Raw genomic sequence first — 2,038 nt, 5'->3', positions numbered from 1 at the left:
TGTCACGGTGTGACCTTCACAACATACTTTGTCTGAACTCGTAATCTTCGGTGCTGAAGGTGGGGTGCCTTTTGATATCGTTATAACATTTGATGCGTTGCTGGTGCAACCCTCTATTTTACAAAAAGCTGAATAAGTTCCTTCATTTGTAACTGTAATAGAAGAACCCGTCGCATTTGTTGACCAAGATATTAGTCCATCTGTACATCCTGATGCAACCAATTTCACAGAACCCTTTTCACATATAGTGTTTGGACCATCAATTGCCACTACTGGTGGCGTCGGTTTCTTTTTAACATTAACCGTTACTGTACCACTCGTACTACACAGGTCTTTTGTTATTGTGATAGTGTATATTCCTTTATTATCTAACGTTACACTATTGATTGTTACTGTACGCCCTGTTTGCGAGAAAGAAGCTGGTCCTGTCCATTTATAATCAGCACCTATACCATAATCTGGAGCGGTCAGTGTGAGTTTTTCACCCTCACAAATTTCAGCATTAATAGAAGTGATTGGAGGTAAAACTTTAACCTGAACTGCTGTGGTTGCGGTTCCTGTACATCCTTTAGCATTTGTCACAGTTACTGTATAGGTACCATTATTATTAATGGTTGCTGGACTAATTACAGGATTTTGTTCTGATGAAGTATAGCCATTCGGGCCTGTCCAAGAATAAGAAACACCGCCGGCTGCTTTTAAATTGATTGCTCCACCCTCACAAACTGGTGAGTTTGAACTAATATCCGGTGTTAGATTTGGATTTACTGTAAGAATACCTTCATCGGTTTTAGTACAAACTTTATTATTTACTGTTACTGAACAAATCGCTGAATAAGAATAAGTCCCTGCAATTTCTTTGGTAATTGTAATAGATGTTCCAGTAGCCCCATTACTCCAAGTAATAGTACCTACGCAGCCACTCGCTGTAAGGATTGCTTGAGTACCCACACACACTTCTTTATCCTCTACTGTTATTTCAATTCCCGGAATCACTGTCAACACTCCACTATCTTCTGCTACACATGATTTGCCATTCAAACTTACCGTACATACTGCTTTATAAGTTGAGGTGCCCGCAGTCGCTGGGGTTACCGTGATGCTGGTGCCTGTCACATTATTACTCCATACCACTGTGCCCTGACATCCCGTTGCTGTTAAAGTCGCTGCTTCCCCGTAACATGCTGTTACATCGTTTACATTCACTTTTACCTCTGGAATCACTGTCAACACTCCACTATCTTCTGCTACACATGATTTGCCGTTGAGGCTTACTGTACACACTGCTTTATAAGTTGACGTGCCCGCAGTCGCTGGGGTTACCGTGATGCTGGTGCCTGTCACATTATTGCTCCATACCACTGTGCCTTGACATCCTGTTGCTGTTAAAGTCGCTGCTTCGCCGTAACATGCCGTAACATCGTTTACAGTCACTTTTACCTCTGGAATCACTGTCAATACACCACTATCTTCTGCTACACATGATTTGCCATTCAAACTTACTGTACATACTGCTTTATAAGTTGAGGTGCCCGCAGTCGCTGGGGTTACCGTGATGCTCGTGCCCGTCACATTATTGCTCCATACCACTGTGCCTTGACATCCCGTTGCTGTTAGAGTCGCTGCTTCCCCGTAACACGCTGTTACATCGTTTACAGTCACTTTTACCTCTGGAATCACTGTCAACACTCCACTATCTTCTGCTACACATGATTTGCCGTTGAGGCTTACCGTACATACTGCTTTATAAGTTGAGGTGCCCGCAGTCGCTGGGGTTACCGTGATGCTCGTGCCCGTCACATTATTGCTCCATACCACTGTGCCTTGACATCCTGTTGCTGTTAAAGTCGCTGCTTCGCCGTAACATGCCGTAACATCGTTTACAGTCACTTTTACCTCTGGAATCACTGTCAATACACCACTATCTTCTGCTACACATGATTTGCCATTCAAACTTACTGTACATATCGCTTTGTAAGTTGAGGTGCCCGCAGTCGCTGGGGTTACCGTGATGCTCGTGCCCGTCACATTATTGCTC

1 protein-coding gene is annotated in these 2,038 nt (G+C 43.6%); it reads right to left on the bottom strand.

What is annotated here, in order from left to right; all coding sequences use genetic code 11:
• Window positions 1-2,038, bottom strand: a 2,038-nt coding sequence (locus WAA15_RS24355) for an Ig-like domain-containing protein (protein WP_337045459.1), incomplete at both ends; no start/stop codon positions are given.

It is taken from the genome of Emticicia sp. 17c, from assembly GCF_037153985.1.
Taxonomy (GTDB): Bacteria; Bacteroidota; Bacteroidia; order Cytophagales; family Spirosomataceae; genus Emticicia.
Note: the sequence above shows the minus strand (reverse complement) of the source record. Positions and strands in the feature narration are given on the sequence as shown.